Origin of the sequence: Cerasicoccus arenae, assembly GCF_014651635.1 — a bacterium.
GTDB classification, from domain to species: Bacteria; Verrucomicrobiota; Verrucomicrobiia; order Opitutales; family Cerasicoccaceae; genus Cerasicoccus; species Cerasicoccus arenae.
Map to the genome: position 1 here is coordinate 1 of NZ_BMXG01000021.1, position 15666 is coordinate 15666.

Genomic DNA, 15666 nt, shown 5'->3' on the forward strand with positions numbered 1-15666 from the left:
GGGGGGGATTTTGTTGGGATTCGACTGGCGGAGGGGGGGGGGCTGGTTGGGGCAGGGAAATAAAGCCGCCACGCAAAAGCGGTCGAAAATGTCCAGAGGCATTGATCAGGCCAAGGACTCCGCCGATAAATGGGGGTTCATCCTTCAGGTCGAAATACCCGCTGTTGTCCAAGCCATCGACGGGGAAATCGACTGAGGACTGTGCTTGCGCATAGTCTTGGGTGTCGTGAGCAAATACATAGGCCCGTAGGACGAGCTTTAAAGCATCGACTGAGACGCCCATCATATGACGCCCGGCATTGAGTGTGATGGGGTCTAGGACCCAATGGGCATGAAACCGGCCTGGGGCCACTGGCAACAGCATCAAGTGTGGTTCCGAGGCGAGATCGATAGCAAAATCTTCGTGATCAATCACTTTTGCAATACGTCGCAGAGTATCCGGGTCGGATTGTACGCCGCTATCGACTCGTGATTGGGAACTGGACATTGGGCTGGTCAGGATGATTCAGGGTAACGATGAGTCAAGTGAAATTGCCCTGACGCACAGCTTATGCCAGCTTGTCCGAGAACGGTGAATTTCGCCGAAAAAACCTTTTATCTTGCTCCATCTCCCGGGACTTGATGAACATGTATCTACCCCTTCGTCCTTACATGAAAGCTGCAGCCTACGGAGCCGAAACCATGGAGCAAATGCGCTCTGTTGGTTGGAAAATCGGCCAACTCTTTACCCCCACGCCGCCTGGTCAATACCTAGCGTTTGTCCCGATTAAGTCCGGGCTTGCCTATCTCCATTGGGCTCTGGAAAAGGGCTCGATCGACGCGCTGCAAAAGGAAGAAGGGAAAGCATTTGATGGTGCGCGCCAAACGCTCCGGCTCTATGATGTGTCTTGGATTCAGTTCAACGGAACCAATGCGCACAGCTTTTTCGACATCGACGTCAATGGCCTCTGGGGGCGCTATTATTGGAAAACAGACCGCATTGAGCGCTATTTTCTCGCCGAAACCGGCTTTCGTCTGCGAGACGGTCGCTACCGCGCTCTCGCGCGCTCTGAGACGGTTTTCATGGACCGCGCTCATCGCTCTGGCCAAACCTCGATGCGCGGCATGTACGTGGGCGGGCGCTTTGAGCGGATTATTCCGGTGGAAAACATCTTCGATGCGCCGATTTACGAGCGGGTGCACACTAGCTGGAGCGGTTCTCTGGCCGAAGACCTGACCATTTCCTACTTTGCCGACGAGCCGAAGCCCGATGCTGCCGCCCGATTGCAGGAGTATTTAAAGAATCTCCACGCCGCTGCTGAGCCTCTTGGCCTGCATTTTCAGCAGGGCAGTGAAAAGTCCGCCGCCAAGCCGAACCTCGTTCACGCGCATGACATCGGTTCGGCGCCCGCCGCCGCTAAATTGGCCAAGAAATCCAAGGCGCCGCTTGTCCTCACGCTCCATGCCAGCGAGCGCGAACGCGCCGCACTGCGCGGACGTGAGCTAGATCCGGCTGCGGTTAAACAAGAAGCCGAGGCCCTGGCTTTGGCGGACTGGGTGATCACGGCGCACAGCGACACACGTAACCAAATTTTGGCCGATGGCTTGGTGCCGGAGGATCGTGTCGTCATTCTGCCCGACCTGTTCCAAGGCGTGCTGCCCAAGGCATTTGATCCCGGCGACGTGAAAAAGCGTTACCATTTGAACCCGGCTCGTCCGATGGCGCTCTTTTCCGGGGAAATCTCCCATGCGGCGGGGGCTGACTTGCTAATGACTGCCATGGAGCACGTGTGCGGCGTCCATCCCGAAGCACAATTAGTCTTTGCTGGCAATGGCCCGCTCCGCTCGGAGCTTGAGAGTCGCGCCCATCGCAGTGCCTTTGGCGAGCGTATTCGTTTTGTGGGGCATGTTGCCCGTGACGAATTTATGGATCTGCTCGCGGCCTGTGACTTCGTGATCATTCCGGCGCGGACTTGGCAAGATGAGGGTCTCGCGCATCTAGCGCTGGAAAACGGCAAGTCTGTGCTTACCACGCACCAGGCGCGCATCAGCTGTGTTAACCATGGGCAGAACGGACTCGTCGTTTACGATAATCCCGGCTCCGTCATCTGGGGTTTGCAAGAGATGTTTCACAACCCCATGGGGAATGGACATTCCTTTGCCCGCCATAATTCAAACATGCCACAATCGCTGGACAACTTGGCCATCGAACTCTGCGTTTTGTATAACAACATTCTGAAAACTGCTAATGGAGGCGCTCAGTAATGCCTAAAGGCTACCTTTCATTCGTTCTGCACGCGCACCTGCCGTTTGTCCGGCACCCGGAGTTTGAACAATTTCTGGAAGAACTCTGGTTGTTTGAAGCAATCACGGAAACTTATATTCCGCTGTTGGAGCGTTTCGACGCGCTGGAGCGCGATGGCGTGCCGTGGGGCCTCACGATTTCCATCTCGCCGTCACTGCTGGCCATGTTGGAGGACGAGCTGCTCCGCGCCCGATATGCCCGCCGCATGCGCGTGCTCATTGAGCTGACCGAGCGCGAGCAGGAACGCCTCAAGGACGACCCGCATTTCAGCTACCTCGCCAAATGGTACAACGATTTTTTCAAGCGCACGCTCAAGTATTTTGAGGATTGCGGTGGTCGGATTTCCCAACGCTTCCGCGCCTTGCATGAGAAGGGCAATCTGGAGGTCATTAGCTGCGTGGGCACGCATGGTTTCATGCCGCACCTTTCCGCGAATCCCGCGACCATGGAAGGCCAGCTCGAAAACGGATTTGCCTATTTTGAATCCGTGATGGGCTTTCCCGCCAACGGCGCCTGGCTGCCTGAGTGCGCGTATTATCCAGGGCTCGACGAGCGCCTGCGCAAGTATGGTATCCGCTTTTTCTGCACGGAAACGGCGGGCATCGAGCACTCAAACCCCGCCCCGGTTTACGGCGTGCACGCGCCGTTGTTTACGCCTTCGGGCGTGGCGGCGTTTGGGCGCGACCACGGCTGCACCAAGCAAGTCTGGTCAGCGGAATCCGGCTTTCCGGGAGACGGCAATTACCGCGAATTTTATCGCGACATCGGGCACGAGCTCGACTTCGAATACCTGCGCAAATTTTTGCCGGGCGACGTCCGCTCTGACACCGGCATCAAGTATCACCGCATCACTGGGCCCGGCTACCAAAAGGCTGGCTACGACCCGGAAAGCGCCCGCAAGAAGGCGGACCAGCACGCCTCGCAGTTTCTCTTCCAACGCGTTTCGCACATTGATTATCTGGAGTCGGCGATGGAAGTGGCGCCGGTCATTGTGGCGCCTTTTGACGCCGAGCTCTTTGGCCATTGGTGGTTCGAAGGCCCGACCTGGGTCGACTACGTGCTCCGCAAGGCCGCCTACGATCAGCACTCGCTGGAAACGATTTCCTTGGGCAAATATCTGGACCGCAACCCCGTCCACCAGACTGCTTATCCGGCAACGTCCTCCTGGGGGCACAAGGGCCACTTCGAGTATTGGCTCAACGGCGCCAACGATTGGATGTTCGACCAAGTCACGGCCTGCGGTGACCGCATGGTCAAAGTCGCCAAGAAGTTTGCTGGCCAGAAAACCGTGAAGAAGCTCACCGAGCGTGCCCTCAAACAATGCGCTCGCGAGCTTGTCTTGGCGCAAAGTTCCGATTGGCCCTTCATCGTGAGTAACGGCACCTCCGCCCAATACGCCGAGCGCCGTGTGCGTGACCATTGCAGCCGACTGCAATACCTCGCCAACGCACTCGACAACGACACTGTGGACGCCAAGGAACTCGAATCCCTCGAACTCATGGACAACATCTTCCCCGACATCAACTGGCGCATCTACGCAGCGTAGGAGCGGCGGATTTAGTAGTTGGTGATGGGCTCATTAATGGCGCGGAAGAACATGATGACCACTATGCCTAGGCCGACGACGTCCGGGCCGATTATCTGGATGCCTGCATAGCCAATCAGCGAGACTCCCCAGCCGAGGCAAATTGCCAGCACCACCGAGAGCGACAATGTAAAGACGAAGCTCAGGCTGATTTTCTGATGCTTATGTGGCCGGATTTGGTCGAGGATTTGGAACATTTGGAAACATAGTAGCACGTAAATCATCATGCTGAAGAAGCTGTAAGGTATGAGCTCCGGGACGATGATGAATGCATCGTAGAGACCATGCGCAATGACCACCATACCAAACATGCTCGCGAAGTAATCCAGGCCCTGCCATTTCGTAATGAAGACGCGATACAGCGCATAGCCTATCAACGCTGTTGCCGAAATATGAAAGAAGTTTGCCGTGAGGAAGCGTCCGGGGCCGTCAAAGGCATTGCTGCTGTGGAAGTAACTCATGTTTTCCTCAACCGCAAATCCTAGCCCGACGCAGCCAGCGACAATCAACGCCAACAGCGGGTCTTTGCGCCGCACCAGAACGGGCAGCAGCGGAGTGAAGAACAGCAGTTTAAGGAACTCTTCGCGCAGGCCAATGCCCGCAATGCAGTACAGCAAGCCGCCGATCAGGTCGTTCTTTTCAGAAAAGCCCAAGAAGTCCTCTTGCAGGGTGATCATGAGCAGGGTCGCCGTGGTGCTCATCATTCCGAGTAAGACGGCAACGACGCACAGCGTGATGCTCGACGATGATTTCCAGAGCCGTGCAGCATGCATGAGAAACGCAAACCACGCGAAGCCAGCCAACAATGCAATGAGCACAATCTGCCATTCGAGGTTTGTATATTGGCGGATGATGGTTCGCTTAATGATTTCAGACCAATTTTTTTCCAGAATGGCTTTCTGCCAAAGCAAAATCGATTGGTCGTCGGTTAGCAGTTCTTCGTAGCCCGGCTGATCCATCAAGCGGATAAGGTCCGAGTAGGCCTGTCGAAACCAGTAGATGTCTACGGCCTGTTCGCGTGCTGATTCGTTGTCCGTTGCCGCTGCCTCAAGTTCAAATGCCTTGGCCGCGTGAAAGTAATATTCGCGTGCAACCCAATACGCTCCCAGTGCGTAATTACTGTTGGGCACGGGAGGCGAGTCCTCGGCGAGTTTAACCAGATTTGGCTCAGGCTCACTGCCTCCTCGAATGCTCTCCAGCATCATGCGAGCAATGGATTTCTCCTGATCAGTAAATGATGATTGATCGACTTCGTCCAGCAGCGAATCCGTCATCCGCCGGCGCGAGGCCATGGCCCATTCGTCCAGCTTTTCGTCAAAGGGCGATTCGTTGGTTTGCGTTAGCTCATTGATGGCGTCTAGCGCGTCATCGGGATTCTTGAGAATGTCAAGCAACACCAAGGCCTCCTCATCGGGTGCGATGATATGGAAGGCAAAGCCGACGCCGATGCCTAGCGCAATGATCATCAGGGCCGTCTTCCAGAGGAAGGGGCCACGATAGGACTGATGCGGGAGTTTGCGGAAAAAATTACGCATGAACGGCACTGAACGATTGGCTGCTCATGCGCGAAGGCAATGATTTTCGAGCAGTAGGTTAGCTGCGAATCTTGTCTTTCTTGGCCTCACGCTCAGCGTTGATTTTCTTACGCTCATCCACGAGTTCTTGCTCGAGCTTCTGGCGCTCTTCTGGGTCGCGTGACTTATTGCGCGCGCTGCTTAGATAGACTTCACGTTCGGCGATCTTGGCGTCATAGACGCGGTCAATTTCAGCGAGTTGCTTTTTTAGATCTTCTGTAACGGGTCCGCTAGAAGGGGATTCCTTCTGCAAACGCTCCATGGCGAGTTCGTAGGCGCTTTTCATAGTTCGCTAATCTGATGTAACTCTGTGCCAAATACAAGCCCGACTAACATGAGGACAGGAGGCAGCCCAAAGCGCACCCAGGCAGGCGTTCGGCGGTCCGCCAGAAGCAAGGCCGCGGCCAGCATAGCCAGCGCCACCACATAGCCACACCCGGGCCAGCGCCAGCCCAATGTAAGTGAGCTTTCGGGCGTTTTCAGGAAGCCACGGACCAAGTGCGTCCATTCCGGCAATGAAAATCCAGCTGGCGTGATTGGCAAATGTTGTCGCCGCCGTCCAGCCAATCCAACCCGCCACCACGGCCAGCATGGAGGCCGTCATTGCGAGGGGTGCCAGTGTGACCAGCGGGATGTTAAGCAGAAAAGCGCCGGGTGCCAGCACGCCAAAATAACGCACGCTTAGCGGCGCGCTGTAAAGGGTGGCCGCAAAGGAAATCGCCAAGAGGCCAAACATGGCGTTCACGCTCCAACGGACAAATCGTTGGGCGCGAGTCAGGTCATTGGCAATGATCAGGCGATAAGGCTCGAAACGTTGCCGGAGCCAGTCTTGCAACGGCACACCATAGACCAATAAGCCCGTAACTACCGTGTAGGAAAGCTGGAAGCCCGCACTCCACAGCTGGCGTGGGTCGAATAGCAGAACGACTAAGGCCGAGCACGCGAGGGCGGAGAGTGGTTGCGGCTTGCGCATCAGCCCAAATGCGGTCCAAAAGAAAAATGCCATCCACCAAGCGCGAATTGCTGAGGGTGCCGCGCCAGTCACCTGAACATAGCCCATCAGCAGCAGAAGTCCGATCAGTGGCCGAAGCTTGCGCGGAATCCGTAGCCCGGCGAGTACCGCCACAAGCAGGCCTGCCACAATGCCCACATGCAGTCCACTGACAGCAAATAGGTGCATTGTTCCGCTGGCGATATAGCGTTCTTTTTGCTCGGTGGTGAGCGCGGCTTTTTCTCCCAGTAGCATGGCGGTGGCGATGCCTGCCAGCTGTTTCGTGCGTGGCGAATCAGCCCCGGTTTTCAGGATTGCTTGCCAACGCTCATTGATGCGGGAGAATTGTTGATATAGCCAAGGCTGTGGTGCAGTTATTTCTTTGAGACTGGCTTGGCTGAGTTTGAGATAACACCCTTGTTGGCGGAGGTAGCCGTCGAAACCGTCTGGATCATTGGGGGTGGGTTCCAGTTTTCCGCGAATACGGATTTTGCCGCCTCGGCCGACGGGGGCGTCGATGTTCTCCTTCCAGCATTGAAAGTAGATCATTTGCCCGCGCAATTGCGGCGCATACTTCGGGGCGTTGATTAACTCGCCAATGCCCGCGATACGCAATTCCCGGCTTCGCAAGGCGAAGACGCGATCGACTTCAATGACGACATCAGCCTCGCGATTGGGCTGCTGTGATAAGTCAGGGGGGGGGGGGACGCGGTGTGCGTAATAAAGCCAACTGCCAAGCGTTGCGGTGAGACAAAAAGTGGCTCCCCAGAGATAGAGGGTCTTTTGCGAAGGGAATTTGGCCGAGATAAACGTCGCAGCGATGCATAAGATCAGGGCAACGATGAGCCAGATAATTGATACTGAATTATCAGAAAAGCGTGTGGCCAACACGAAGCCAAGAATCAATGGAATCAGCAAATAGAGCAGGGGAGTGTGGGCACCGGACTCCAACCGAACCGCGTGCAACGCTGATTCTTCTTTTTTATCCATTTAAGCATCAAACGGTTTCATCGATTCTAGCGTATGCCAAGTTGGGAGCGATCTGCTTCGGCAATGATTATCCACGATTCTTCACGGTCTTCACGGAATTTCGTTGTCTAAATATGGATGTAAAAAAGCTGGTTCGAAGATGGGGTTGAGCCACCTCCAGAACCAGCCAAGAAGTCATCGAAAAATAGAGTATTAATCTATTCCGTTACTTTCTCGAGAGCGGTCGCAATAAAATTGGACCGGTTGCGATTTTCTTCTGATGCGAGCACATCAATACGGTCAATCAAATCGGCGGGCAATGAGATCGAAATCTGTGTCATGCCCGGCGCACGTGTTTGAACCCGCTTCTTTTTAGCAGTTTTTGTAGCCTTCTTCGTTGTGGTCTTCTTTTTCACCATAGACACATGCATAGTAAACTTTCCGATGTCATCAACTCATTTTCTTCTTGATGGTCAGCAATTTTCAAAGATGTCTAATGGGCTAGACAGAGAAGATGGCCATCAAGGACATTTATGTTAGTTCCTCAGTGCCTCGGTAGGGCACATCAATACGGAAAAATAACAGACGGCTGGCCCATTCTCCAGGCGGATCAAGACGGTGTTGTAACCTGGCTTAAGTAATATCGTGCGAAACCCTTCGTCCATGCGCCAAGAGGAGAGTCCTGAGTCTTCGAATACAACGAGATCGTTGATCCAGAGCTTGGCCATATCATCGCTGGCGACTGCCACGGTGACTTCGGTCGCGGCTTCACAGAAAACCTCGGTGTAACCATAATATACGGCGTCACTGATTTCGTCGGGCGGATTGATACGGATATTTTCCGTCTGTACGAATCGCCATTTAAGATCCATCTCTTGCTTCGTATAGCGATTCACTTTGCCCTTATATTCGGCATCTAGGTCAACGAGAGTTTCGGGGGGGAATTCTGTGTCAAAAGATTTTTTTTGTGGGCGCTGCCACGGGCCGATAACATACCATGTGTCGAGGAATATCCAGCCTTGGCGCTTGGAACGTATGTCTAAGCGTCTGCCGGGAACAGCTTGTGAAAGCACCTTTTTGGTGTCGAGACGGGCACTCGAGGGAAGCGGGTTCTCGGGTGCCATTTCTGTATCATAAGTCATGGAAAGCGCCTGACCTTGGCGGAAGCCTTCGCCGCTTTGTTGGCCGCTGCCTTGGAGTGCATAATTCTCGGCCATTAGGGCGCGCATGTCCTGTACGTTACCCGCTCCCTTGCCTTGATTACTTGCGAGTAGAGACATCTTAGCCTGGACTTGGCTGCGCTGTTGGAGTGCGGCTTGGAGGGCTTCGCCGCTGGGCCCCTGATTTTGCTGGCCGGGTGATTCACCAGTTAATGCGGATTTACGGTTCTCCGCGGTGCGCGCCATTTGCTGCGCGGCGTTGACCGCGGAGTCGAGCGCTTCATTGAACTCCTGAAATTCTTCGCGGTTGGATGGTTGGTTCTGACTCAGCGCGTTTTGGAGGTCGGGGCCTTGGGACGATTCTGGCTTGAAAACCTGTTCCCGAGCTTGTTCTAAGGGGAGGCTTTTGCGGTTGGCCATCTCGGCGGCTTGTCCTTCGGCAAAGGCTTCGTCAACCATGCCAGACATTTCTTGGACTTGCTCATAAAGTTCGGCGGTGGATAAGGCGTCTAGCGTGGCATCACTGGGGAGTTCATTGCCCAGTGGCGAAATTTCACCGTCGGCGAGTTCGCCGTTTAGGTCGGGGCTATCTGCATTTCCCTCTTGTTCGATGTCGAAATCCTCGACCATCGCAGTGCCGAGTTTATCATCGAGCTTCAATTTCTCCAAGTCCATCTCGGGCACACTTGGATCAGCGGTTTTTTCGGGCTCTTCGACCTTCGTTTGCAATGCTTGTGGCGATTTGGCGAATGCCGATATTTGTCGCAGATTTTCTCTCGCGCGCTTGGTGAGGTCACTTGATTCCTGGAGGAGGTCGGCCACTTTCTCTTTATCTTCGCCTTGAGCCATAAGCTCTGCATCGCGCAAGCTGTCCTCAAGTTGGTCTGCTTTTGTGACGACTTCCTCGGCTTGTGTGACCGCCTTTTGAGCGTCACTACCGGTGACGGTGCTTTTGGCGAGTTCCTCAATAAATTCGGCGTAGTTCTCAGCGATTTCTTGTAAGGATTCGCTCTTGGGCTGCGTGGGTTCCACGGCCTCGGGGGCAGCCTCGTCGGCTAGTTTATTCTGGAGTTGCTCGCTGAGTTCAGCGATTTCATCCGCCGAATCGGCCATATTTTCCCAAGGATTATCCTTTTTCTTTAAGTTCTTTTTCTGCGCCTCGACGACTTCCTCAATTTCGTAAATTGTTTCCCGCATTTCACGGGCTTTCTTCTTGAGCTCTTCGCGTTTTTTTCGCTCTTGGTTCCGGGAGATTTCTCGGACCTGTTCTTCGTTGGGTTCGGGTTTCTCGATTTTGACACGCTTTACTTTCTCGCCTTTTTCGTCGGTGATTTCCTCGATCTGGGCAATGGTGTAGCGACGCAAATCTTCGTTGAGCAAAAGAGTCAGAGAGAATGCACCGACGAACAGGAAGGAAATCAAAAAGGCGAAAAGCAGGGGCTTGTGGCTGGTGAGGTTACTGGCCATTAATCGTATTTCTCGTGATAGGTGCGCACTCCGACATTGCGCAGGTTACGGAAGCTGAGTGCGTCGAGCACCTCGACCAAGCGGTAAAAAGGTGTGCTCTCGTCAGTGTCCAAGCGGATACGACGTTCGGGGTCGTTTTGCTCAATGATTTTTAGCTCTTCGATGAGTGCGCCAATGGATGTTTCTTCTCCTTCCAAGTAAACCACGGCGTCAGCGTCGATTGCAATGGCCAGCACGGTGTCATCGGGCGGGACTTCGAGCGACGAGCGCGAAATAGGCAGGTTGAGATGGTCGACCTCGTGGAGGTCTTTCTTAAGCATCGTGGTGACGAGGAAGAAGATCAACAGGAGGAACACGCAGTCGATCAGCGGAGACATGCTCAGCGAGGCATCGTTGTCCTCATCGTAAATGTTACGCGGCATTAGTTGGACCCCCTGTTGCCGAGTTCGAAGAATTCGCGTTCGCGGTGACGTAGGCGCACGCCGACTTTTTCAAAACCCTGAAGCGCCATGGCGTCGAGCGTATCAACGATGGTTTGAACGGGCACTTCGCGCTCGGCGTCGATACGAATCTCGACATCGGTTCCCTTGTCAGTCGCAAGCTCTATCAGGTCGACATCTAGCGATTCGAGGGGCCGGTAGCTGAGGCCTTCAATGCTTCGTTTTCCCTCATTGGCGCGAAGGATCTCACTGCTGGCGGTGATGGCATAGATGATCACATCGTTTTCCGCTACTGGCGCAAGCGCCACGGTGTAGTCTGGCAGCACAACGGGGATCTGCTTCTCCAGCTTCTTGAGCATCGTGGTGACGAGAAAGAAGATCAACAGGAGGAACACGCAGTCGATCAACGGAGAGAGGTCGACTTCGATCTCAGATTCCGTGCGTCGCCGACTGCGTAAGCGTCGGAGCGTCGCAACCCGGGAAACTTTTCCCTGGCTGACGGGCGTAATCTTTGAGGAGGCGGAAGCCATCTTAGTCTTTGGCAGCTACGTCGTCTTGGTTTTCCGGGTGGAGCCATGGAGACATTAACACGTCCACACATTCTTCTAATCGTATGCCGTAGCTGTTAACGCGGGACTTAAAAAAGTGGTAGCTCGCCAATGCAGGAATCGCGATCATGAGGCCCATCGCAGTAGTAATGAGTGCCTTGCCGATAGAGTCCGCGAGCACCGAGGCATCGCCGGTGTCACCCATGAGAGCAACTTTTTGGAAGGACTCAATCATGCCGATAATCGTACCTAAGAGACCAAGCAATGGCGAGATCGTTGCCACAACGGCGAGGGGATAAGTCCGCTGATGCTGACGGCTGACAGTGCGCCCGATCATGTCGGTGACGCCGAAGGAAAGGATCTCAAAAGGGATGTGCGTGTGCGTGGCCACATATTGCCCAATGTCGCCCAAAACGCTCTTTGATTTTTGGGAGATACGGCTGATCCCTTCGAAATCAGAAGCTTGAGCGTATTTTTTGATGTCCCGTTCTAGTTTGGCAGAGATAAAATTACCCGCTCGCAAGACGATCAGTCGCTCAATGAAGAAGATTAGTCCAATGAAACCAACGACCAACAGTGCAATCGAAGTTGCACCGCCCTTGAGCATTTCGGCGACCCAGTCGATTGTTCCGGTCGCGGATGTTTCCGGCGAAATGGAGGTGCTTTCTTGAGCATAGGCGTGAGAGACGAGGAGGAAGAACAGCAAGGTAATTTTACGCAAATTAATCATGAGAAATAGCAACTCTGGTTTTCTCCTACGTGTTAGTCAATGGAATCATGATTGCTAACACCTTTAATCATATGAGTCTTTGCGCAATAAGTTGCGAGAATCCTTGCAGTTTAAATGTGGAATAAAAAGCTAGCCCGCTTTCAGGGTGAAGTGATCGTGGGGGGGATTGTTTAGAGACCGATAAATTTCGATAACGCCTCAAATACGCCAGCCAAGCTTTCTCCAGCAACCAAGCCTGCTGCGATTACGATTACGTATTTGGCGGCCCAGTGCCGGTTAATCAATTGCGCGACGATGCCCGCCATTGAGCCAACGAAGATGGCCAAATTGATGAACGGTGGAATGATAAGCGCAAAGCCTAAGCTGGATGCGCTGGGCACCCAAGCCTTGCGTTTGGCCGGGACAATTGCCTCCAGCACCGCAAGCAAAATGCCGATGACGCCTGCAATGATGATCGCGTTGATCGTGCTGGCGGGCATGGCTTCCACCCCGTTGGCCATTACTTCGGCCACGGCCTTCCAGGCAGCGACAGCGGGGGCGGGCCATTCCTTGGTCAGGAGGTCTTTACTCGGGTCGGGGATGAGGATTTTGTAGGCCGCGCAACCCGCCAACGAGCCCGCGATAACGCCAAAAAATTGCGCAATGACCTGCGATTTCAAATTCGCGCCGATGAGTTGCCCGGTCTTCAAATCGTGGAGCATGTCCGAGCATTGCCCTGAGGCCCCCCCGGTCACATTCGCAGCCATGAGGTTCGTCGTGGTGTTGCCCGGAGCCAGAAAACCAAACGTTACCTGCGTGATTTTCCCCAAGGCACCAATTGGCGCGATGCCCGTCTCTCCTGACACACGTCCCGCCACAACGGCGAGGATGAAGGATAGGCCGAAGGCGACGGAGCCAAGCCAGAGTGGGATGTCAAAGATCGTCTTTTGCGCAATGATTGCCATCACGAAAGCCACTGTAGTGCCCATAATGAACCAACTGCGCGGGAAATGCCATTTGCCTCCGGTTGAGTGTTCGGCATCATTTTTGGCTACCTGGTTTTTCTGAGCTGCGCTGGTCTTTTTAAAGTAGATGCCGAAGATGGAAATGGCGAACGACATTAGCGAGGCAGCGACCATCAAGCTGACTCCAGGCCACAGCAACCATTGATAGAGCGCATTGTACCAATTGCCATCCAGCGCTGGGAGGGCCCAACCCTGAGCGAGCATTTCCTTGGGGAGGATCATCCAGCCGACAATTGTGCCGATCAGCAGCGACACGCCCACACGGGGGCCTACGATAGCACCAAAGCCGTAGAGCAGCAACGAAGGTTGGAGCTCAATGCCGATTGCCCGCCAACTGACGAAATTTATCTGGTCCGCGACGTTGGTGGGTGCTTTGAAGCCCCAGCTTTCCGGCAAGGTCAGATTGGGGATTTTCGCCGTGGCATAGACATTGTAAAACTTGACGCCTGCCGATAGCACCGCGGCACCAAAGAGCAGCTTAATACGGTAAGCAGCTTCTTTGCCTTGCGAATAAATTTCCGTTATAGTCTCCGCTGTCGCCACGCCGTTGGGAAAGGGGAGGGCATCGCGTTCCAGCATCTGCCGTCGCACTGCGAGTGCGCAAATGATGCCCGTGAAGCTGACTACGAACACCCACATGACGAGCATTGCGTAGGGAAATGGTTCACCGGTGAGCAACTGCAAGGCAGGGATTGGAGCCACTAGACCTGAGGATAAAATCGAGGCACCAGCGGAAGCAGCTGTTTGGTTGATGTTGTTCTCCAATAGGCCCCAATGAGGTGTTTTCCCGTAATGGCTCAAACTATTCCAAAAAGCGTAGCTGATCAATGCCGCCGCAATGGACATATTGAAGGAAATACCGATCTTCAGGCCTACGTAAATATTGCACGGTGCCAGCAAACCGCCCAGCAAAAAGCCGGTAGCGATGGCGCGCACTGTCAGTTGTCGTTCTGGGGTGGCCATGGTGCGTGATACCGGCGGATGGCAGGTAATGGCAAGGGTTTATCCCCCTGGACAGGTGATGGAGGGACTTTTAGGCCATTAGCCTTTGACACTCTAGCGCTGGTTTGGGATGGTCTTGGTCCCTGCGCCATATTCAATTAGCATGGCGCGGCTACCAAAATCTTATGTGCGGAATTAGCGGAGAAATGCGATTCGATGGCCAGTCGCCGGATACGGCGGGCCTGACGAGAATGATGTGTGAAATGATCCCCCGTGGCCCTGATGGCGACGGGATGGTTGTACGAGGTCCAGTGGCCTTCGGGCATCGACGCTTGAAGATTATCGACCTGTCCGAAGCGGCCCAGCAGCCAATGGTAGATTCTGATAACGGCCTGACGATTGTCTTCAATGGCGCGATCTACAACTACCCGGAACTGCGAGAAGAACTGATCGGAAGGGGCTACCGCTTTTTCAGTCACGGCGACACCGAGGTCATCTTGAAAGCCTTCAAGGAGTGGGGCACCGATTGCGTGAAGAAGTTGAACGGGATGTTCGCTTTTGCGATTCACGAACGCGATACCGGCCGAGTTACGCTTGCCCGTGATCGTGTGGGTATCAAGCCGCTTTATTTCAGCAAGGATGCTAAAAGAATCCGCTTCTGTTCCAGTCTGCCCGGGCTTGTTGCGGCGGGTGAAGTGGACACCTCGCTTGATCCTGTTGCGCTCAATTACTACATGACGTTTCATTCGATCGTGCCGCCCGAACGCACGATTTTAAACGGTATTAAAAAACTGCCACCAGCCACTGTTGCCGTAATCGAACCGGACGGTAAAATGACGCAGTCATCTTACTGGATGCTCGACTATGGTATGACTGCCGAGCAGCAATCTTGGACCAAAAATGACTGGGAAGATGCGACGCTTGATGTCATGCGCCGCGCGGTGAAACGCCGGCTCGTTGCCGATGTGCCCGTCGGCGTGTTGCTCTCGGGCGGGCTTGATTCTAGTCTCATCGTGGGCCTGCTCGCGGAGCACTCGACCCAGCAGGTCGAGACCTTTTCCATCGGCTTTGAAACCGTGGGCGACGAAGTTGGCGACGAGTTCAAATACTCTGACATTATCGTGGACCGCTTCCAAACGAAGCACCACAAGCTACCAATTGATTCACAGCAGGCATTGCCCGCGCTCAAGGCATGCATTGGCCAGATGTCTGAGCCAATGGTTAGCCACGACAACGTTGGCTTTTATATGCTTTCGCAAGAAGTTGCTAAGCACGTGAAGGTGGTCCAGAGCGGGCAGGGGGCAGACGAAATTTTTGGCGGTTATCATTGGTATCCACCGATGATTGGTAGCACTGATCCACTCGCCAGTTATTCGAAAGCGTTTTTTGACCGCGACTTTGCTGATTACCGTGAGCTAATGGCTGAAAAGTGGGTGCAGGAAGACTACGCCCGCGACTTCGTGAAGAGCCACTTTGCGATGCCTGGAGCCGAAGCACCCATTGATAAAGCCATGCGTCTCGACGCGCTCGTAATGCTCGTTGACGATCCGGTGAAGCGCGTCGACAACAACACCATGGCGGCGAGCTTGGAAGCCCGTGTGCCGTTCCTCGACCACGAAGTGGTGGAGTTTGCGGCCCGCGTGCCAGCCGAGTTGAAAATCAAGAACGGCGGTAAGTATATTTTGCAGGAAGCTGGCCGAAAAGTGATCCCGCACGAGGTCATTGATCGGCCCAAGGGTTACTTTCCGGTGCCTGCGCTGAAATACCTGCGTGGGCCGTTTCTCGACTTTGCTCGTGAGGCTGTGCTCAACGACACAGCACGCCAACGTGGACTTTTCCAGTCGACTTACGTGGAAAAACTTCTTGCTGATCCAGAAAAACACATCACGCCACTGCGCGGTTCCAAGCTTTGGCAACTTGCTTTGCTTGAGCAATGGCTGCAAACGCACGGTGTCGGCTAGTTTATCATTTC

Annotated in this window: 13 protein-coding genes; 3 read left to right on the forward strand and 10 right to left on the reverse strand. The window is 54.3% G+C overall.

Annotated features, from left to right (window positions below):
* Positions 1-487, reverse strand: a 487-nt coding sequence (locus IE065_RS14435) for a DUF4912 domain-containing protein (protein WP_189516342.1), incomplete at its 3' end; no start/stop codon positions are given.
* Between the two features lie 164 nt (positions 488-651).
* Here IE065_RS14435 and IE065_RS14440 point away from each other — a divergent pair.
* Both IE065_RS14440 and IE065_RS14445 read left to right on the forward strand, forming a co-directional pair.
* A complete protein-coding gene (locus tag IE065_RS14440; protein WP_189516344.1) occupies positions 652-2244 on the forward strand; it encodes a glycosyltransferase in 1593 nt (530 codons plus the stop codon).
* Positions 2244-3830: a glycoside hydrolase family 57 protein gene (locus tag IE065_RS14445; RefSeq protein WP_189516347.1), complete on the forward strand. Its 1587-nt coding sequence runs from the start codon at positions 2244-2246 to the stop codon at positions 3828-3830. The genes IE065_RS14440 and IE065_RS14445 overlap by 1 nt, the downstream gene beginning before the upstream one ends.
* 11 nt (positions 3831-3841) lie before the next feature.
* Here IE065_RS14445 and IE065_RS14450 read toward each other — a convergent pair whose 3' ends face one another.
* From IE065_RS14450 to IE065_RS14490, 9 genes are all read right to left on the reverse strand, one after another.
* Positions 3842-5404, reverse strand: a complete 1563-nt coding sequence (locus IE065_RS14450; RefSeq protein WP_189516349.1) for a PrsW family glutamic-type intramembrane protease — start codon at positions 5402-5404, stop codon at positions 3842-3844.
* Between the two features lie 58 nt (positions 5405-5462).
* On the reverse strand, positions 5463-5729 hold the full coding sequence (locus IE065_RS14455; protein WP_189516351.1) for a hypothetical protein: 267 nt from the start codon (positions 5727-5729) through the stop codon (positions 5463-5465).
* 6 nt (positions 5730-5735) lie between these two features.
* Positions 5736-7424, reverse strand: a complete 1689-nt coding sequence (locus IE065_RS14460) for a ComEC/Rec2 family competence protein (protein WP_189516353.1) — start codon at positions 7422-7424, stop codon at positions 5736-5738.
* A 197-nt stretch (positions 7425-7621) separates the two neighbouring features.
* Positions 7622-7822 (reverse strand): ribbon-helix-helix domain-containing protein, encoded by a 201-nt coding sequence (locus IE065_RS14465; protein ID WP_189516355.1) that lies wholly within the window; start codon positions 7820-7822, stop codon positions 7622-7624.
* A 117-nt stretch (positions 7823-7939) separates the two neighbouring features.
* Positions 7940-10030: a hypothetical protein gene (locus IE065_RS14470; RefSeq protein WP_189516357.1), complete on the reverse strand. Its 2091-nt coding sequence runs from the start codon at positions 10028-10030 to the stop codon at positions 7940-7942.
* Positions 10030-10452: an ExbD/TolR family protein gene (locus IE065_RS14475; protein WP_189516359.1), complete on the reverse strand. Its 423-nt coding sequence runs from the start codon at positions 10450-10452 to the stop codon at positions 10030-10032. The genes IE065_RS14470 and IE065_RS14475 overlap by 1 nt, the downstream gene beginning before the upstream one ends.
* Positions 10452-11000, reverse strand: coding sequence for an ExbD/TolR family protein (locus tag IE065_RS14480; RefSeq protein ID WP_189516361.1), 549 nt, complete (start codon positions 10998-11000; stop codon positions 10452-10454). The genes IE065_RS14475 and IE065_RS14480 overlap by 1 nt, the downstream gene beginning before the upstream one ends.
* 1 nt (position 11001) lies before the next feature.
* Entirely contained in the window at positions 11002-11748 is a 747-nt protein-coding gene (locus IE065_RS14485) for a MotA/TolQ/ExbB proton channel family protein (protein WP_189516363.1), read from the reverse strand.
* Positions 11749-11918: 170 nt separating this feature from the next.
* The gene (locus IE065_RS14490; RefSeq protein ID WP_189516365.1) at positions 11919-13715 is read right to left on the reverse strand and encodes an OPT family oligopeptide transporter; all 1797 of its coding nucleotides are present in this window, start codon (positions 13713-13715) and stop codon (positions 11919-11921) included.
* Between the two features lie 164 nt (positions 13716-13879).
* Here IE065_RS14490 and IE065_RS14495 point away from each other — a divergent pair, with 164 nt between their 5' ends.
* Entirely contained in the window at positions 13880-15655 is a 1776-nt protein-coding gene (locus IE065_RS14495) for an N-acetylglutaminylglutamine amidotransferase (protein WP_189516367.1), read from the forward strand.
* Positions 15656-15666: the final 11 nt, after the last annotated feature.

Coding starts and splice junctions, on each gene's coding strand:
- IE065_RS14440 (WP_189516344.1), top strand. CDS start 652: ATGAAAGCTGCAGCCTACGGAGCCGAAACCATGGAGCAAATGCGCTCT.
- IE065_RS14445 (WP_189516347.1), top strand. CDS start 2,244: ATGCCTAAAGGCTACCTTTCATTCGTTCTGCACGCGCACCTGCCGTTT.
- IE065_RS14450 (WP_189516349.1), bottom strand. CDS start 5,404: ATGCGTAATTTTTTCCGCAAACTCCCGCATCAGTCCTATCGTGGCCCC.
- IE065_RS14455 (WP_189516351.1), bottom strand. CDS start 5,729: ATGAAAAGCGCCTACGAACTCGCCATGGAGCGTTTGCAGAAGGAATCC.
- IE065_RS14460 (WP_189516353.1), bottom strand. CDS start 7,424: ATGGATAAAAAAGAAGAATCAGCGTTGCACGCGGTTCGGTTGGAGTCC.
- IE065_RS14465 (WP_189516355.1), bottom strand. CDS start 7,822: ATGGTGAAAAAGAAGACCACAACGAAGAAGGCTACAAAAACTGCTAAA.
- IE065_RS14470 (WP_189516357.1), bottom strand. CDS start 10,030: ATGGCCAGTAACCTCACCAGCCACAAGCCCCTGCTTTTCGCCTTTTTG.
- IE065_RS14475 (WP_189516359.1), bottom strand. CDS start 10,452: ATGCCGCGTAACATTTACGATGAGGACAACGATGCCTCGCTGAGCATG.
- IE065_RS14480 (WP_189516361.1), bottom strand. CDS start 11,000: ATGGCTTCCGCCTCCTCAAAGATTACGCCCGTCAGCCAGGGAAAAGTT.
- IE065_RS14485 (WP_189516363.1), bottom strand. CDS start 11,748: ATGATTAATTTGCGTAAAATTACCTTGCTGTTCTTCCTCCTCGTCTCT.
- IE065_RS14490 (WP_189516365.1), bottom strand. CDS start 13,715: ATGGCCACCCCAGAACGACAACTGACAGTGCGCGCCATCGCTACCGGC.
- IE065_RS14495 (WP_189516367.1), top strand. CDS start 13,880: ATGTGCGGAATTAGCGGAGAAATGCGATTCGATGGCCAGTCGCCGGAT.